Origin of the sequence: Paraburkholderia sp. IW21 (assembly GCF_041321145.1) — a bacterium.
Classification (GTDB): domain Bacteria; phylum Pseudomonadota; class Gammaproteobacteria; order Burkholderiales; family Burkholderiaceae; genus Paraburkholderia.
In genome coordinates this window covers 453,824-471,403 of record NZ_JBGGWA010000001.1, presented here as the reverse complement: position 1 = coordinate 471,403, position 17,580 = coordinate 453,824, and the positions used below count along the sequence as shown (strand labels likewise).

Annotated in this window: 13 protein-coding genes; 4 read left to right on the top strand and 9 right to left on the bottom strand. The window is 55.8% G+C overall.

Going from position 1 to position 17,580, the window contains the following annotated elements:
* The first annotated feature begins 153 nt into the window (after positions 1 to 153).
* Positions 154 to 393 (top strand): hypothetical protein, encoded by a 240-nt coding sequence (locus ACAX43_RS02135; RefSeq protein WP_370706764.1) that lies wholly within the window; start codon positions 154 to 156, stop codon positions 391 to 393.
* A gap of 165 nt (positions 394 to 558) precedes the next feature.
* Here ACAX43_RS02135 and ACAX43_RS02130 read toward each other — a convergent pair whose 3' ends face one another.
* The 4 genes from ACAX43_RS02130 to ACAX43_RS02115 form a co-directional block, all read right to left on the bottom strand.
* Positions 559 to 978 (bottom strand): hypothetical protein, encoded by a 420-nt coding sequence (locus tag ACAX43_RS02130; protein WP_370706763.1) that lies wholly within the window; start codon positions 976 to 978, stop codon positions 559 to 561.
* A gap of 82 nt (positions 979 to 1,060) precedes the next feature.
* On the bottom strand, positions 1,061 to 2,995 hold the full coding sequence (locus tag ACAX43_RS02125; protein WP_370706762.1) for a putative bifunctional diguanylate cyclase/phosphodiesterase: 1,935 nt from the start codon (positions 2,993 to 2,995) through the stop codon (positions 1,061 to 1,063).
* A gap of 168 nt (positions 2,996 to 3,163) precedes the next feature.
* Positions 3,164 to 4,117 carry a hypothetical protein gene (locus ACAX43_RS02120; protein ID WP_370706761.1) on the bottom strand — a complete coding sequence of 318 codons (954 nt, stop codon included), beginning with the start codon at positions 4,115 to 4,117 and terminating at the stop codon, positions 3,164 to 3,166.
* A 73-nt stretch (positions 4,118 to 4,190) separates the two neighbouring features.
* Positions 4,191 to 4,895 carry a phosphatase PAP2 family protein gene (locus ACAX43_RS02115; RefSeq protein ID WP_370706760.1) on the bottom strand — a complete coding sequence of 235 codons (705 nt, stop codon included), beginning with the start codon at positions 4,893 to 4,895 and terminating at the stop codon, positions 4,191 to 4,193.
* Positions 4,896 to 5,397: 502 nt separating this feature from the next.
* Between ACAX43_RS02115 and ACAX43_RS02110 the strand changes: the two genes are divergently transcribed.
* Positions 5,398 to 6,759 carry a hypothetical protein gene (locus ACAX43_RS02110; protein WP_370706759.1) on the top strand — a complete coding sequence of 454 codons (1,362 nt, stop codon included), beginning with the start codon at positions 5,398 to 5,400 and terminating at the stop codon, positions 6,757 to 6,759.
* A gap of 147 nt (positions 6,760 to 6,906) precedes the next feature.
* The gene (murJ, locus tag ACAX43_RS02105; RefSeq protein WP_370706758.1) at positions 6,907 to 8,289 is read left to right on the top strand and encodes a murein biosynthesis integral membrane protein MurJ; all 1,383 of its coding nucleotides are present in this window, start codon (positions 6,907 to 6,909) and stop codon (positions 8,287 to 8,289) included.
* An 83-nt stretch (positions 8,290 to 8,372) separates the two neighbouring features.
* Here the strand turns inward: murJ and ACAX43_RS02100 are convergent, their stop codons facing one another.
* Positions 8,373 to 8,591 (bottom strand): hypothetical protein, encoded by a 219-nt coding sequence (locus ACAX43_RS02100; protein WP_370706757.1) that lies wholly within the window; start codon positions 8,589 to 8,591, stop codon positions 8,373 to 8,375.
* Positions 8,592 to 9,057: 466 nt separating this feature from the next.
* Between ACAX43_RS02100 and ACAX43_RS02095 the strand changes: the two genes are divergently transcribed.
* Positions 9,058 to 10,203, top strand: a complete 1,146-nt coding sequence (locus ACAX43_RS02095) for an EpsG family protein (protein ID WP_370706756.1) — start codon at positions 9,058 to 9,060, stop codon at positions 10,201 to 10,203.
* Positions 10,204 to 10,355: 152 nt separating this feature from the next.
* On the opposite strand, the gene ACAX43_RS02090 is transcribed toward ACAX43_RS02095, so the two are convergent.
* From ACAX43_RS02090 to ACAX43_RS02075, 4 genes are all read right to left on the bottom strand, one after another.
* Entirely contained in the window at positions 10,356 to 11,519 is a 1,164-nt protein-coding gene (locus ACAX43_RS02090) for a right-handed parallel beta-helix repeat-containing protein (RefSeq protein WP_370706755.1), read from the bottom strand.
* A 662-nt stretch (positions 11,520 to 12,181) separates the two neighbouring features.
* Positions 12,182 to 13,303 (bottom strand): glycosyltransferase family 4 protein, encoded by a 1,122-nt coding sequence (locus tag ACAX43_RS02085; RefSeq protein WP_370706754.1) that lies wholly within the window; start codon positions 13,301 to 13,303, stop codon positions 12,182 to 12,184.
* A gap of 86 nt (positions 13,304 to 13,389) precedes the next feature.
* Positions 13,390 to 14,652, bottom strand: a complete 1,263-nt coding sequence (locus tag ACAX43_RS02080; RefSeq protein ID WP_370706753.1) for a glycosyltransferase family 4 protein — start codon at positions 14,650 to 14,652, stop codon at positions 13,390 to 13,392.
* Between the two features lie 45 nt (positions 14,653 to 14,697).
* The gene (locus ACAX43_RS02075; protein ID WP_370706752.1) at positions 14,698 to 16,938 is read right to left on the bottom strand and encodes a polysaccharide biosynthesis tyrosine autokinase; all 2,241 of its coding nucleotides are present in this window, start codon (positions 16,936 to 16,938) and stop codon (positions 14,698 to 14,700) included.
* Positions 16,939 to 17,580 lie beyond the last annotated feature (642 nt).

The following is a 17,580-nucleotide window of genomic DNA, read 5'->3' as shown; positions in this document are numbered from 1 at the left end:
TTAAGGTTTCCTTCAGCACCATCCGGTAAATTTCTTCCAAACTGTAATGCGCCGCCCGGTGCGACTCAGCCAAGGCTGGACGCCCAGCGGCAGATGTGCGCGCACCAAAAATTGAGAGTCTTGATGCCACCGGGAAAAACAGAGGGAGCCGCCATGGCGAATGCTCGCACAGCCTACGTGCTGGAACTGGCACGAGGTTGTTCCTACATTGGAAGCACCTTGAGTCCGGAGACGCGAAGCCGCGCTATCGCCGAAGTTCTCGGGGAGTTTCGCGAGCAGTATGGAGAAAGGGAAGAAACGCTGTTTCAGAAACTGCTTGCAGAGGACCTGCAACGTCGAGACAAACCGGACGCCGCCTCAGCGGTAGTCGCCTTCAAATTCATCAGCCCGTGAGCTTGGTCAGTCGTCTTTAGTGGACGTCTATCACTGCTGTTATCCGGCACCGTCACTGGGGCCGGCATCCGCACCCAGCGACGCCGAACTGGGGGCGGAACGACGCCAACACGGACGCCGGAGGCACAGTGTCGGCGAAGAGCAGGTGGACTACGTTTTTAATCGCTAGCGTTGGGGCGGCTGCGGATTATTCGCCGGATTGGTATCGAACCTGATCACGCTCTTGATTCCATCGCCGCCAACCAGCGCCAATAGTTCCGCTTCCATTACGTCGGCGATTTCTTTGTCATATATCTCGTCACCGTCTACATAGACCGTAAACGATTGCAAGTATTTGGCCTTCTTTTCCGGGTTCTCAATCGTCTGCCGGGTCCATTGATAAAGCGGATAGTTTTCCGGACCGTGCCTTTCCGCCTCGTTCACGTAGTCGGCGAAAGCGTCGAACTGACACTTCAAGGTCGCGTTGTGCCTGCTCAAAACATCATGAAGCGCAGCGTGCGAGGCGCTGGCCGGGTCTGTACGCAGATCGTTGGCAAGTTCGGCGACGACGACGATTCTTAGCTGGAATTGCCATGTGGGTTCCATGTCTACCTCGTATCAACTTCATGAGCGCACGCTCGTGGACATGAGAGAAGTCGGCGGCACGCTCGTAGCCCTTACGTCTTGCTCACTCCTCATCCGCTGAATGCGCAGCGAGCCTCTCTTCAACCCGCGCAATCTCATTCCCTTGCACCGGCTTGCCAAGAAGAAAGCCTTGCGCATGCGTGCATCCGCAGACACGCACAAAATCCAGTTGCTCCTGCGTCTCGATACCTTCAGCCGTAGTCGGTATGCCGATTTCCCGCGCCAAAGCCACAATCCCGCGAACTACAGCGGCGGATTCGTGCCGATGCACCGACTCCTTGACGAACGAGCTATCGATCTTGAGCTTGTCGAACGAGAAGCGCACGAGTGTCGACATCGTCGAAAACCCCGTGCCGAAATCATCGAGTGCGAGCCCGATTCCCAGCGCGCGCAGCTTCCCGACGTTGCGCCGGGTGACGATATCGTCACTCAACAGCACCGTTTCCGTGACCTCGATATTCAAGCGGGCCGGCGGCAGTTTTGTCTTACGAAGGATCGCCGCCACAGTCGACACAAACGTTTCTTCCCGCAACTGCACCGGCGAAACATTGACCGCGACGGTCACACGGTCACGCCAGGTGACCGCTTCCGTACATGACTGCAGCAAGGCCCACTCGCCCAATGCAAGGATGAGACCGGTACGTTCGGCGGTCGGGATAAACGCGGAAGGAGAGAGTTCGCCGCGGGTCGGATGCGTCCAGCGAATCAACGCCTCGCGGCCGGAAATCGCGCCATTGCTGAGGTCGACGATTGGCTGATACTCCATCCGCAATCCGCTAAAAGACTGCAGCGCCCCTTCCAGGTCGCTTCGTAGAAGGCTCAGACTTTCGTCGGATGCGTGCTTGCGGGCATCGAAGATGGCGAATGCGCTTTTGCCACTGCGTTTGACGGCGTACAGGGCACGATCCGCGCAGATCAGCAATTGCGGTCCTGTCCTGGCATGTTCCGGATAGAGCGCGACGCCTACGCTCGCGCCGATATGTACGAGCGCTTCGCTCAGCGCGAAAGGCCGCGCCAGCGTTTTGACGATCTGGTTCGCCAGTAAGCGGACGTCACGGTTCTGCCCCGTGCCGTCGGAAATGGCGACGAACTCGTCGCCGGCCAAGCGTCCAACGAGGTCGCCGGCAGGCAATACTTCACGCAATCGCGTCGCCGCTTCCTGAAGGATCTGGTCGCCGGCGGCATGCCCGAGGCTGTCATTGATCGCCTTGAAGCCGTCTAGATCGATAAGTAGAACAGCGAACAATTGATCCTGACGTAACGAGCCTGCCTCAGTGCGCTCCAGCAGGAGTTCGCTGAGGCGTGCGCGATTGGGCAGGCCAGTGAGGCTGTCCTGATGCGCGAGGCGATGGCTGTTTTCGCGCGCCAACAGCAACGCAACGGTATCGCGATTGCTGCGCAACGCAACCGTAAAGAAACCAGCCGCGCAGAACGGCGCCTGAAATAGCAGGACGAGCTTGCCTGAGCCGGGAGAAAGCGCCGCCCCCAAGCCTAAAAGCGTGAGAATGAAAGAAATCTGCAGCAGCACGAGCCGTGGCGTTCCGGCGTTTCGTCCTGCCAACCCGCCGATCACACCGACCGCGCAAACGTTGCCGAGCAGGAAAAGCGTCTGATCTCCGCTGATATTGCACAGCAAACTGCCAAAACCGAATAGCGCGCTCCAGAGAAGGCTCGCGAACAGGAACGCCGACGTGGGCGTCGGCTGGTTATGGGCGCTGCGCCGGCAGCACAGCCTGATTAACGTGAGGCGTGCCATCAGCAGCGCGACGACAGCGCTGCCCCACCATGCGTAAAGAGCTTTCGGATAAAGATAGAAGGCGGTCGCGCAAACGCTGATTTCGCAAATCGACGCAAACACAATCGACGCGGTTCGCGTGAACAGGTTGGCAAGCAATATTTGCCGATTGTCGGCGCTCAGGTTCTGAGCGGAGGATACGATCCACTTGAAAAATGGAGACCTTGGTTCGCTGAAAGCCATGACCCACGCATTTTTTACGGTTAATGGCTCGACACGAGCGGACGCCGCAATTATTACGTAAACACAAACTGTCAGGTTAATTCAGATTGGGACGGTCCAATAGCCGGGCGCATCCTCCACGATCCCGGCGGGTGCTCCGGCCACTGTTACGCGTGGTTCATACGGGGCTTAGTTGACAGTGCATCCGTTGGTACAGGCATTGTCAAAGTACTGCGCGTCCCGGCCGCCCTCCTGGTGCTTTTTCAGAATACCGGTTTTGTCGCCCGTGATGATGTTGTAGCGCACGATGTTGCCGCTGTAATTGGTGTTGACGCCCTGGACGCCGCCGGTGATGTACCCCGGCGCAGAATTCGAGGTAACCAGATTGCATTCAAAGATATTGCCGCCCGTATTGTCGGCCGCGTGATCGTTTTCGACGCCTGCCGTGCAACCGATAAGCCTGTTGTAGCCGACATAGCCATTTCTATGGCCCACCAAGGCCGGGCCATAAAGAGGACAACTCCTGAATGTATTAAAGATGATCCGGTCGCCGGTGCCCCCATTCTCCCCGACAGTCTGGAACATCGACTGCCCGAAGAATTGACTAAAAGTGTTGCCCGCCAGTAGAAAATGACTGACGTCACCCGCGGTTTGCACTGGAATATCCCAATGGCCAGGTGCATTCCAATCCACCACCGGATCGGGGGAATTCGCGCCTTCGAAATGACAGTTGACTATGCTATCGCCGGTCAAAGAGCCGTAGCTCAGCTGATACCGAAACATATTATTGGCATTCGACACGGTACGCTTAAGCACTGTGCCCGCAGCGCACTCCAAGTGCCTTTGGCTCACGGAGACGGTGACGGTCTTGTTAATGACACACGTCCCTGCGGCGACTTTCACGTCCCCTGCATTCATCGCTTTCTGGAACGCGGCACTATCGTCGGTCACACCGTCACATTTAGCGCCAAAATTACGCGGATCTTTGGCGTGAAACAGCGCGGGAGGAACAAAAGACGTCAATGAGCACCGGGCGGTACGAGGCACTGGAGAGCCTTCGGCATAGGCGAAGGAGCCTATGCTCAGGGTTAGCAACATAAGGCACCACAACAGGCGCAGCCATCCCGTCACGATCATGGTCACCCGGATTGTCCACCACGATCGGCGGGTCGTCTGAAACCCTTGGCAGGACCGAAAGTGACCATCAATCATAGCGTCAACCGTTTAATAGGACTTTCGCTATCGACTGCGCAAGCAGGCGGGGCTCATCAAACATCGTGGCGAGCTCGAAACAAAAAAGGAATGCAAGCATGTAGCACGTTGTAGGGTGCGCGTTAAACAGCCGCACAATCCCCGGCGCGAAGCGGCCTCTTACCGCGTTCCGCGTCATCACAAACGTAATGACAATGCCAATCGCTGCACCGCCGAGGATGTCGGTTGGATAGTGCAATCCGAGATATATGCGCGGCAGACATATAGCGACGGCACAGTGAAAAAAAGCAAGGACGCCGGCCCATCGCCAGATCAGGAAAATGCCCATGGCAATCGATCCCCATAGCACGGCATGATCGCTGGGGAATGCGCTCCATGTCCTCAGGAAACCTTCTGTTGAGCCGGCAAACGGGAAAAAATGTTGCACACTGGGATCGTAAATCGGGCGCAAGCGAAACGGCATGAAATAAGCCAGCAACCTTCCCACAACCAGTGCGAGAAACCCGCTCACAAGCGTCGCCACGACCATCTCGCGCGCCCATTCCACGCGGCGAGTGGGCTTGAACCAAGCCCCCCACAACAGCGTAATGGGTAGCAAGCCGTTAAAAATATTATAGCCGGCGATCGCGCCCGCCACGTGATGGAAGAGGATCGACTGCGGGGCGTTGCGGCTAAGGAACGCTAGAACTGCCGTGTCAAAGTTGACCATGATCGCTACGGTTTCCCTTTGGTCTAACGTAGATTTGCCCAAGTATCCTCGGCACTGCCCTTGCAATGGAAACCACCGTCAAAAGACATTTGACAGGAATTTGAACCCGGAAGTGCTATCTGCTGCAACCTGAGTCCACTCAAACTGGCGTAGTCGACCGGCTGACTAGCGTAGCCCGGAACTACTTCCGCTGGGCCAATTTTTACTAGTTTTTACGGTCGTCCAACTTGCCAAGCTTTTCCCTGCATCGCTCCTCGCCATCATACTTTACATCAGAGGAAAGGACTTGAGCAGATAGTCGCTTCATTCCGTCAGGACCGCCTAACGAACAGTTCCTCGGCCGCCTGTTCTGAATTTCCCGAGACCGCATGTCATCACAGTGCGCTGGCGAACAGTCGCCGAGCGTTGGCTTATGCACACTGGGGTGGGTCCGCCAACGGACACGCGAACTGGTCGTGACCGACATTCGCAAGGCCGCGCAAGTTCGGGGGGACCGATGGAGATGAAAGCTGCGCTGTTCCCGCCTGCTCTCAAATTATGGGTGCGCTTTGAACAATGGCTTTACGGCGCGCCTGGCGATCCCGATCTGGACGACCACGCTTCGCATTCTGCCCTCGCCGCGGTATATAACGGCACAAGAGGCGTCCCCGCCCTCTGGAAAACGCTCCTTGCCCGCCAAACGCCTCATGTGCAGATCGTTTGGCTCTCGGCCGATGGAACCGAGGGACACGTACTGGCCGAATCCCACATTGCAATTCCGAACAGATTGTTCTTTTGCGATTCACTCGCTATCGCCCTGCAGCGCCAGCGCCTTTTGTATGACAGAGCAAACCGGCGTCGCGCAGAAGCTGCTTGCCTCACGGCCGTTCCCATCGTGCAGATCCCGACAAGGGCGGAAGCCGTAACATTCATCGACGTTGTTCGCTTCGCATTACGGCACCTGCTACAGAAGATTCTCAGTCAACCTCAAAAATGGCTGCTTCGGCGTGGACATTGGGCGATCGCATTCAACAACGAAGGACTGTCCCGCAACGCTGAGCTGTTTAGTGACGCATCAGCCATCGACGATGCCAAATGGTGGCTCAAGATACCTTGTCCCAAGGATCGCTTTTATGCTGACCCATTTTTATGGAGCGATGAGGATGGGCACGGTCATCTGTTTTTCGAGGATCTTCCGTACCGCACGGGAAGAGGCGTCATCAGCTACGTTGCCCTTGATCCCGACACCAAAACCTGGTGCGGACCGCCGCGAGTCGTACTCGAACGGCCCTACCACCTTTCCTATCCATTCCTCTTCGAACACAATGCGCAAATCTTCATGATTCCGGAAACCTCCGGAAACCGCACAATAGAGGTCTATCGGGCAGCCCCATTTCCCACGACCTGGGCCTTTCACATGACCCTGATGGAAGACATCGTGGCAGCCGACGCAACCTTGTATTGTGATGGCGCCAGGTGGTGGCTCTTTGCAAGTGTCAAACAGGATAGCGGGCCGAACTGGGATGAGCTGTCCATCTTCTTCGCCGATAGTCCCTTCGGCCCCTGGACGGCGCATCCAGCGAACCCGGTCATATCGGATTGTCGCCGCGCCCGGATGGGCGGCAACGTTTTCAGAGACATGCAAAGCAGGCTGATTCGCCCTGCTCAGAATTGCGAGGAGAGCTACGGCGCAGCGTTACTATTTTGTGAAATCACAGAACTCACCACCACGACGTATGCAGAGCGTCCACTGTTCATAAAGCACCCGCCCGCCCGCCGCTCCGGCTTGCATACCTGGAACTCAGTGGGCGACTTTTCGGTCGTCGACATCAAGATGGATCTGAACAGATGGGCGAGAGACAGACTGATCGGCACACGCTTATAAAGGCAGGCACACTATGCAAAACCGCGCCGTCCATAGTTCGAAGCCAGGCCCGCGTGCAGTTAGCTACGGTATGTTTCTCATTCCGAACGCGTAGCGCTACATACTGTTGTTCAGTCAAATTACGCGAGCACACAGGTCAGAGGTCACATGTTGACGGCAACGATCGAATCTCTACGGAGGCGTCTGCTAGGCGTTCATCAGGACCATAAAAGAATCGCCCGGAGCGCCCTGATTCTTCTGGGTTTTGTTCTCGCCGGAAAGATCGTAAGTGCATCCAAGGAAATGATGATCGCATATCGCTATGGGATCAGCGGCACCGTCGACGCCTATCAGTTAGCCCTCACCCTGGTCACATGGATACCCACCACTTTGACGTCGGAATTGGGCGTCCTCCTTGTGCCCGCACTCATCAATCTTCGAAAGGACAAGCTCAGGCAAAACCAGTTCCTCGGCGAGCTTGAAGGGTTGACCCTGGTCTTCGGCATCGCGTCGGCTCTCCTACTTTGCCTTTTCTGGCCGCATCTGGCGGGACTCGTGTCCGGAAAACTCTCCGCATCGACCCAGGAAATGTGTCGGCAGATGATCGTCGGAATGACGCCGGTCGGCGTCCTGACGTTTACGATCTGCATTTCAGCGGCTCGACTTCAAGCCTGCGAGAAACATATCAACACGCTGCTGGAGTGCGTCCCTGCGATTGCGTTGCTTGTATTCGTGCTCGGTATGCGGAACAACACTTCAGTACTCCCCCTCATACTGGGAACGACCATCGGTTTCATCATACAAGCCGCCTTTCTTAGAATATTGGCAAGAAAGGCCGATTCGGTTCGTGCGCTTCCGCGCCTGTCACTGAGGTCGAGCCAATGGCCCGGCACCTTCAGAGCGATGGGAGTACTCATGATGGGCGCCGTTATCGGCAATCTTGCCGGCCCCGTGGACCAGTATTTTCTGGCCCACCTGGGTGACGGAGCAATTGCAACGCTGGGATATGCAAACAGGTTGCTGGCGCTACTACTGAGTATGGGCGCACTTGCGATCAGCCGGGCAACGCTTCCGATTCTATCCGAGATACTTTTTAGCGGAGATCACGCACGAGCAAGAAGTACCGCGTTGAAGTGGTCGCTTCTTATGCTCGTAGTGGGGGCGATCGGTGCGTGCATTGCGTATCTGATGGCGCCGTACGCGATCGCATTGCTGTTTCAGAGGGGGGCGTTCACGGGTCAGGACACGATTGCTGTCGCCAGCCTGTTTCGCGCGGGGCTTGTGCAGATACCGTTTGCGTTCGCGGTATGGGTCTTGGTGCAGTTGTTTGTAAGCGAGGCACGATTCAAGGAGATCTCCGTCATCGCCATTGTCGGCTTTGTCATCAAGCTAGCGGGGAATATCGTGCTGATTCGCCTATTCGGCATTGTGGGCGTATTTTTCTCAACTGGGTTCGCGGCAGCCGGCGTGTTTCTCGGCTACCTTCTCTGTGCCCGCTTTGCGCCGCAACGCAGCGTCGTCGAACCAGGCGACCCCGCAGATCCTGAATGAAAATTGCCAGGCAAGGGTGTAACGCTATCCGTTGACTAACGGGGCACCACCTCGCGCCGAATGTCTTTCACGGCTCTACTTAATCAATTCTTTTTTTCAGCAAGCCGTCGCCGGCGTCGTACGTTAGCAGACAGCTCTTGCTTCAGCGCAGATGCATCCGTGCCCACCGCCTCATCTGTCGATCGTGCTTTTTTGGCGCGAGATGAAGACGGCTTGACAAACAGAATGTCGAACACTGCGATCAACGCAATGATCAAGACAGCGCCGATAGCTATCGTCCCGACCAGGGTCATCCAATGCATACCTTCTCCGCGATTTTTCGCCTAACGCCGCGCGAGCCTCCACGCGGCGTGTCCAACATCCCCGAATTTGCGCGATAGGCCCAGACAACCCGCCGAAGGCGCGGAACCGTTCGTGTCATTGAGTTTGTTTTCAATTTTTACTTACTTTGACTACAACACGCATCTTATCCGACATGGGTCTCCATGCGGCGGCATGAATACCCGTCGTAAAAGCCAGGCACGCATAATTCCGCTCCGCAACTACCATTTTACGCGAATCTGTCCCTTCGTCTCGCGATAGGTCGCGGCCAACCTGCTGGTCACCGTTGTACATGACCACTTGTCTTTCGGCGTGAATCGGCAAAACTTTAGGGGAAGTGTGTGCCAACGCACAAATCGAATGCGCCAGAGAGCGCAGATTCTATCAGCCCAATAGCCCGGCACGCCGCCCGAATACGTATTGCTATTGCAACGTAAGCGGCTCGCGATGAGTGCCGGAACACGACGTCGTTCTTCCGGACATTTAAACGTCGGACATGCCGGAGCTGCCGCAAGCCCCATGACAAAAGCCCTACCACTCCAGAATTCGGACGCGACGGGCCCGCGATCCCCTACCCGCAAACTATTCACGACGCCCACCGGTTGGCTATTTCTACTGCTCGCGTCCTGTGTGCTCTACTACCTGGCCACCGCGGACCGCCCGTCGACGCTGCCCGATCAGGCGAATTACGTCACCTACTTCGAGATCACGAACTGGCAATGGGTAGTCGACTACTTTAGTCAGAGCACCTCTGCACTGAATCTTGCGATCGGCTTGGTGACCGACGAACTAGGCTGGCGAACATGGATTATTCTGGTCAATTCGCTGGGAGTCAGCCCGGAGACCGGCGTACGGATTACTGTCGTCTTCTTAAACGCTCTGGTCTTCTATACATTGAGCCGCCTGAGCCGGCCCTTGTTGGGTCTGTTGCTTTGGCTCGTTATACCCTCAGCGCTTGCTATCGTTGGCTTGTTCCAGATCCGTCAGGGATTCGCCTTCGCAGTTGCAATGCTCGTGGCGATCAGCTTCAAGCGGCCTATTCTGGGAGCCCTGCTCGCGAGTGCAATCCACACAACATTTGCGGTCCCGGCGATCTTGCTCATCGTCACGCGAATGAGCGGGCCGAAATTAAAAATCGCGCTACCTGCGGCAAGCGTAAGCGCGATCCTGGTAGCGATGGCGGGACGCGTCCTCTTCCAGGATTATGGCGGCCGACGGATCGCGGAATACGCTGGCTACGAAGCCGGTTTCACGATACGACTTCTGATACTGATGATCACGTACGGGATCGCTTCGGCAATGGTGCTTTACCAAATGCCGACAGAAGACAAGACCAGCCAGCCACCGTCGCTGCGTGAACTCGCGATCATGCATATCGCGCTGATCGTCTACCTGGCTGCTGCCTTTCTGGTTTTTCCGTTCGGGAAAGACCGCGTTTTTTACTATGTCTCCTTGCTTCTTCCTTACTTCGCTCAAGAAATAAAAGTCCGCAATCCCGTATCCTTGTGGATGCTGCTGGTGCTCTATCTGATGATCGCCGCCGAAGTTGCGTTAGAGGAGGCAAAAGGCCTCTACGTCTACCTATTGCAATAGCGCCGCAATTCGAAAATCTTCATAACTCACGGCATTTATCCTCAGACCGCCGACACACGCGGTCTGAGGCAATCTCACGTCGATTGAGAGAGCCGACATGCCGGCTTGGCAGCAAGCACGCGCAGCGTGTCACGAACGGCTTGCTTTTTCTATCAGCTCACAATCCTCGGGTTAATCACGGAGACCTTGGGACCCGCCGCGTCCCAGTCAGTAAAGAGAAACGCCTGGTTCAATGGTACGTTCCATACCGGGTTGGTGCTCGTGATCGTCCCGGTGACCGGATAACCATTCAGGTGAAGATCGGTCACGTCGAACGCACATACCTTGCTGGAGACGTCAGTATGTCCGTCAATACTGATACTGACCTTCTTCGCCTGAGTTCCAGCGAACGACCCAAGCTCAACCTGAATGCCCGGACCTGCACAATTCCTTGTTGTGGGACTGATGATTTTGATATTTTCCAGCACAGTAGCGCTATCGGACGGCTCGATGTCCAAGCCGCAACCGGGCGCCGTGCCACCGATATTTTCCCACAGCGGGTTATTCATGACGAGGCCGCTGACGCTGCCGATCGACATACCCTGCCGACGGCAACCGTCTGCGTGGTGGTTATCGATGGTGATGTTCTTGCTATAGGCGTTGCTGCCACTGCAACTGTTGTCGAGATAGATTCCGTCGCCCCAACAGTTGATGGTTGTCGGCGACGAAAGGGTCAGATTCGTGGCTCCATTGATGGAAATACCCATGCCCCATTCACCTGTTCTTGCCGAATTCAGCTCTTTACTGCCGTCGAGATACGCGTTCTCGATAATTACGCCATCCACGTCCCATACGCGCACCATTTGATACACCTGCAGGTTATGGGGCAGCAATTTGATCGACGCGCCCTGAGCGAATCGAATGTGACTGCTTTGCCGAAGGTCGAGACCTTTGGCGTCAATCCGGCTCTTGCCTGTGATGAGGAGGATCTGGCCGACCGATCCGTCGATCGCTGCCTGCAACGCAACCCGATCGTTGGTCGTTCCGTCACCCTTTACACCAAACGACGTGTCAAGAAGGACGCCATTCGTATTGGTGCTGCTCGCCGCTTGCGGTGCGCTGGCGCTGCTAGCGCCACTGGCGGAAGCCGGCTTCCTAGCGCCTTTCTGTCTGTTGGCTACCGCGTCGGCGCTGGATGTTCCCGCATCGCTTCCTCCACCACAGGCGGTCAGCGCAAGTGAACCCGCGCCAAGCAGGAGCGTAGAAAAGACCTTCCGGCGCATTGCGCTGTGAACGTCGATAGATTTCTCTTGAGTATCCGTTTTCTTCGAGGCCATTAGAATTTCAATAAAGATTGACGAGACGCGACTCGAAAGATCGCACCGATATCCGCAACAGAAACACGTTCCGCGAACGGCAATATCACCGCTAACTGCTTGCTTCCATTTACGGAGCGAAAGTAAATTTCGCGTATAAAGTGGTGACAAATAAATAGACGTTAGGAATCCCAACTTTCTTTTAACATGAAAGTTAGATGAAATTTATCAACACCACCTGACGCTACGCGGTAGGTCTTTCCTTGATGTGTTCAAAACGCATCCGGGAGAACCTGATCCAATCGAATCTGGAAATCTGACCCTATTGGCGGAAGGAATTCACGTTTAGCCGCGAGGAAATTCCAACCAATTCACAAATTTGTTCACACAACGAGTAACTTTGTATGTCGAGAAGGATCATATCGTATGACCCATGCATTTCGTACCGACCCCACGTAAGAAAATGTAACATCCATGAAACATCGGCGCCTTATTTAGTATGACGAATATATTTATCGTATAATAATATTAATAGGCATGGGCGACTCAACATGGACTCAACCGTGACGCGATGATCTGCCGAGAGCGAAGCGTTCGCAAATTTCGATGCGTCAATGGATTTTATCCATAGCATCGCCAAGATGAGCGATAGAGCGATCGTCTACCTGAATGGCAGAGTATTTCTAACGCGACACAAGTGTGCCGGTGCCAACCTGAGCAAATATCAAGTCCCATTTCGGCAGCACTGCGTGCAATCCGTATCGTTCGCGCACCGAGATAGCGGCCCTGCGACCGAGTTCCTCACATAGAGCATCGTCCATCAACAATCGGCTCAATGCTTCAATGAGCGCATCCGCGTCGCCCGGTGGAACAAGCAACCCGTCGCGGCCGTCGCGAGTTAATTCTCTCGGTCCACTCGGACAATCAAATGAAACGCATGGCACGCCCAGCGCCATACTCTCCATCAGCGCCATGGGAAGGCCTTCAAAGCGAGAAGACACAGCAAATGCGCGAGCGCGCGCCATCTCGCTCCACGGTGTCGGCGTGTTTCCCGGCAAGAAAATGCGACGGGTCATTCCCAGACGAACAACTTGCGCCTCCAGAGCCGCGCGCTCGCCTCCCTCGCCCCAGATCCAGAGATCGACATCTTCAATTCGATCGGCTAATGTCGAAAACGCATTGATCAGCACATCGAATTGCTTCTGACTATTCAGGCGACCAACGGCTACGATGCGCTTTCGGCTTCCGGGCTCAGCAGGTGAGTACGACTGGGAGAGCAGCTCGTTCGGCAAAGGATTGGGAACGACAGCAATATGTTTTGCCGCCGGAACCATCTCCTTGAACGACGCCGCTATATTATCCGTCAGAACGGTAAGGAGACTCGCCTTCGGATATACAAACCTGCAAAGCAGGCTCCACAGCATGGATCGGCCGTCGGCGGATGGATTATTGTGTTCACAAGCGATGACGGGGAGCTTCAACCCAAGCGATGCGACAATCGCCATGATGTTCACGTTGGTCAGGAACGAGATGATCACGTCCGCGCCGGCGTCCCGAATCAGCGAGCGCAATGTCTTGATCCGGGCGATGTACTGAAGCGGCCCATGGCCTTGGCCACGCACTAAATCCGCGAGATGAATAAAACATACCTTGTCGGATAGCGGATAAAAACAAGGACCACGTTTTGAAAACGTCGCGACCAGCGTGACGTCATCCCCGCGTTCTGACCAGGCATTAGCCAGCGTGGCAGCTACACGCTCCGCGCCTCCGCTTCCCATCGAACTGACCAGCAAAATTATTTTCATCAATGGTCTCAAGGCTCAATAGCCCGCTCAGCAGGCGGGACAGCGGCCATCGCACTAGCGTCCCGCCACTCGGGTAACGGCCCGATTCATGCACGCACACTTTCGACGCTTTCCACTCCAACCGCGAGGAAGGCATCTCGCCAAAGCGAGACAGCCTTTCCCAATGCCAAGGTCTCCTTGATCGCCATGGCACCCAGCGCCAAACGCTTACGCTCAACATCGCTCAGCATGAGCGATTTCAACGCCGCGCCCAGCATCTGCGTATCACCGACATTCTTTACCAGCAGACCGTTCTCGCCATGCCGGATGATGTCTCGTGGACCGCAGTCACAGTCGTAACTGACTGCAGCAACGCCACACGCCATTGCCTCGACCAAGGTCATGGAAAATCCTTCAAACCGCGAACTCAACACATACAGATCGGCGCGTTCGTACCAATCCGAGACATTTCCGGCGCGGCCAGGCAAAAACACACGATCCTCGAGCCCATTTTCCGCAACCTGTTTTTCAAGTGCTCCATGCTCAATGCCTTCGCCCACGATCGCGAGGTCCCATTCCGGCACGCTACTGACTATCTGCGAAAACGCGTCGATCAGGTAATCGAAACCCTTCGCGTAGGACAGCCGGCCGACTGCCAACAACAAGCGGCGATCACGTCTTATCACCGTGTCCGGCATGACGAGCGGCTCCAATCGCGGGAGAGGCAGCGTAAAAGGAGGGGGGATGACCATCACGGCCGTACAATCGCAGTGCTCCTCCAGCCAATGTTTGCTTTCGTAGGTCAGTGCGACCACGAGGTCTGCCGATCGAAACAACCAGCGGCGCATTCGTTCCCAAGCTCGATTCAACGGTAACAAGGGCGGATGAGTATGTTCGGTGGCGACAACTTTGCAAGGCAACCCGCGCGCGGCGAGAATCGCCAGAATTGACGCGGTGGTCATGATTCCCAGAACGACGTCCGGTTTCAATTCGCGCAGTACCCGGCGGAGGGCCCGCACACGTGCGATATTCGCAGCAATCGCCGGAAGCGCTCCGACTGCCGTTCCCGCGACGTTCAACGCGATGCGCCGCACGGCGCTGTCGAGGGGGTAGAAGTCGAGATCTATTGACTCCATCGTCACAACGCTAACTTCCGCACCCTGCGCGACCCACTCATTGGCAAGATTGGCGGTGGTGCGCTCGGCCCCGCCACAATGCATGCAATGGATGAAAAGCAAAATCTTCATCGCATCCCCCCGGAATTTTTTTTCATGCGCGCCAAAGCGTGAAGTAAGCACGATGTCGCCGAACCATCGCGTGTTTGATAACTGTACAGGATGCCGAACTGTTCGTTTTACTGGCGTCGCCAAGGGCAGGAAGTACTCCCGCGCTAGTCCAAGCCAAACTCAGCACTCTCAAACATCCTTGGATTCATAGTATTGCGAATAGGCCTGGGATCCGTACCTCCTGGCAAAGGCGTATCCGCCGCCGCCCTGAGGAACGCCGTTCAACAATACACCGTGAACCCGGCAGCCCGCCTGCTTAAGTCGATTGACGGCTTCCACCAACTCGCTGATACGCGTCACACCGTAGCGCGCCACAACGAAGATCGAACCCGCCGCCGGCGCGACGATTCCAACATCGGACACCGCCAGCACGGCGGCTGCGTCGATCAGAACGATGTCGTATTGCGACGAGACGGATTCGATCAACTTGCGAATATTGCCTTTCAAGAGCAATTCGGCGGCATTTTCCGGGTAGGCTCCGGTTCCAAGGAAGTCGAGATTGGGGACTACATTGCGCCGGATCGCATCCGTCAACGGCAGCGTACCGTTCATCACTTCGGCGAGTCCTTTCCCCTTCGGCAAGCCGAGATAGGTGTGAAGGTGCCCTTTCCGGAGGTCCGCATCTACCAGCAGCACGCGCTTGCCGCCGGACGCGAGCACCGCGGCGAAGTTCGCCGAAGTAAAAGACTTCCCAATACGAGGCATGGGCCCGGTCAGCATGACCACGTTGTTACGCGCACCCAATAGCGCGACCTGCAGGGCCGTGCGCAAGACACGCATGCTTTCCACCGCAGGATCTTTGGGATAAACGGCCGCAAGAAGACTTGGCAACGTTCCTTTGGATGCGGCGTTATGCTCCATCTTCCCCTGTCGTTCGCTATACAGAATGGACCCGTAGACGTTCAAGCCAGTAACGGCCAGCTCGCCCGGATCGACCACACCCTTGCCCATCATGTCCCGGGCGAAAGCCAGTCCAACACCGGCAATAAGTCCAAGCAACCCCGCGAGCGCCAATACGATCTGCTTACGCGGCTTGATAGGAACCTCGGGCACTTCAGCGCTATCAACCACGCGTACGGAACCGATTTTCCCGGCGCGCAGCAGCTGCAGATGCTCCATGTTGGCACGTAACGACACGTAAAGATCCGAATTAACCCGAACATCACGTTCCAGGCGATGAGTCTGTTGCTCCAGGTCCGGCAGCTTTTTGATCCGGTCGGTGAGGGCATGTATGTTCTGTTGGGCTGCATCGATCTGCTTGTACACTGCGGCGCCGTCCGCGGAGTTGGGTCCGTTATGGGACAACACTTCAAATTTTCGCTGATTAAGCTGTTGCAGTGACGCTTCCGCATCGGACAATTGCTTGAGTAACAATTTCGCCTGTTCCTCAGGGTCAACCGAAGTCGTCTCGGTGCGATACGCGTTGTACTTGTTTTCCGCCTCCTCGACCCCCTTCTTCATGTCAGGAATTCGGCTATTGAGAAACGCGAGCGAGTTCTCAGCGCGGATAGCCCTGCGTTCGGCATCCTGCTTGAGATATTGGGTGCCGATTTCGTTCAACGTCTTGCTCAACAGTACTGGATCATCCCCGGTGAGCGTGGCTGAGAGGACATCTGATTTGAGCCCTTGCAAGGCCACCTGCAGGCGGCCTTGCAAGTTATCGATCGTTTGTTGCCGCGAGTTGCGAACCAGATCGAACGCGATTCCCGGACCTGCCGCAATGGCGTTCACCTCAAGGTAGATCGGCCCCTGCGGTGTCTCGAACGCCTCGGCGACACCGATGTGGCCTCGTTGCGGCCCCACCAAGCCCTTACCGGTAATCTGGTAGGACCCCTCGCCCAAAGTAATGAGTTTGTATTGCGCGCCCTCCATCTGCCGCGGCACGATAAACCGACCTATGCCTATGGACTCCGCCCCCCACGCAAATGCTCCCATCTGCCCAATTCCCAGATTCGGCAAACTTTCACGGTGATGCGCTATCCACCGCCCAAACAGGGGAAAGTAATGAGGCTGGGCCGACACATATAGCTGCAGCGCGTCGACGGTCTCCTGGACAATCAGCTTTGATCCTAGTATCTGGACTTCGCTGTCGGCCGTCGACCTCGATCCAATGATCGACGTGACGTCGCCCACGAACTCGCGAGGGGGAGCGTTCGGAGCGTCTCCCGTGTCCTCGACTTGCACCAGTATTCTCGACTGATAGATCGGCACTGCGACGACTGCGTAGAGGGCGCCGCATACGACAAATAGCACCATCGTGCAGAGTATCAACCAGCGGTTGACGAAAAGTATGTCGAAAAGCGCCGCGAAATCAAATCCCGAAGTCTTTTCACTGGGCGCGTGCTGGCCCCGCTTACTCTGATTCTTCATGGCAGTGTGCCTTGCGTGTTTACCGAATAGCTCGTCCATCCGAGAACGACTCTCAAACTCTCTTCAATGCTCGAGGGATGAGCCCTGTTCTGGGAAGGCGACGATCCGTCAAAATCCGACACAACAAAACTGTTAAGTGATTTAAAACAAACTGCAGTTCCACATATTGCGAACTCACCACACCGATCGTGGCCGAAACCGTCCTGAACAATGGGGGCCATGTGGCAAGCACTCTGCCGGCAAAAACCGCATTCTAGAAAATGGCTCCCGTGCACGTGGACGACCTCCGGCACGCGGCGAAACAGACATGCACTATCTTGCTCCCACACAGGCACGGCCTTTGTGAGGGATACATCGGCTGAACAAACTCGCTTCTATTTTTCTATTTTGGCGATGTGAACATAGCACTGCGAATAGCAAAGTTTTGACATGTGGCGAGATTCGTCTATTACCTGTCCGATCGTACGGGTAGGGTTAGCCTGATTCCGTGAATGAAAAGCTTTACCTCTCAAGATTCTAGTTATCCGATTTGTCACATCAAAGATTAAAAAAATTTTGGCCGACTGATGCTTCGTGACTATGCTATTTTCTTGCGGAAGGTGACACTCACGATTGCTCACAACAACGACATTTGGCGCATCC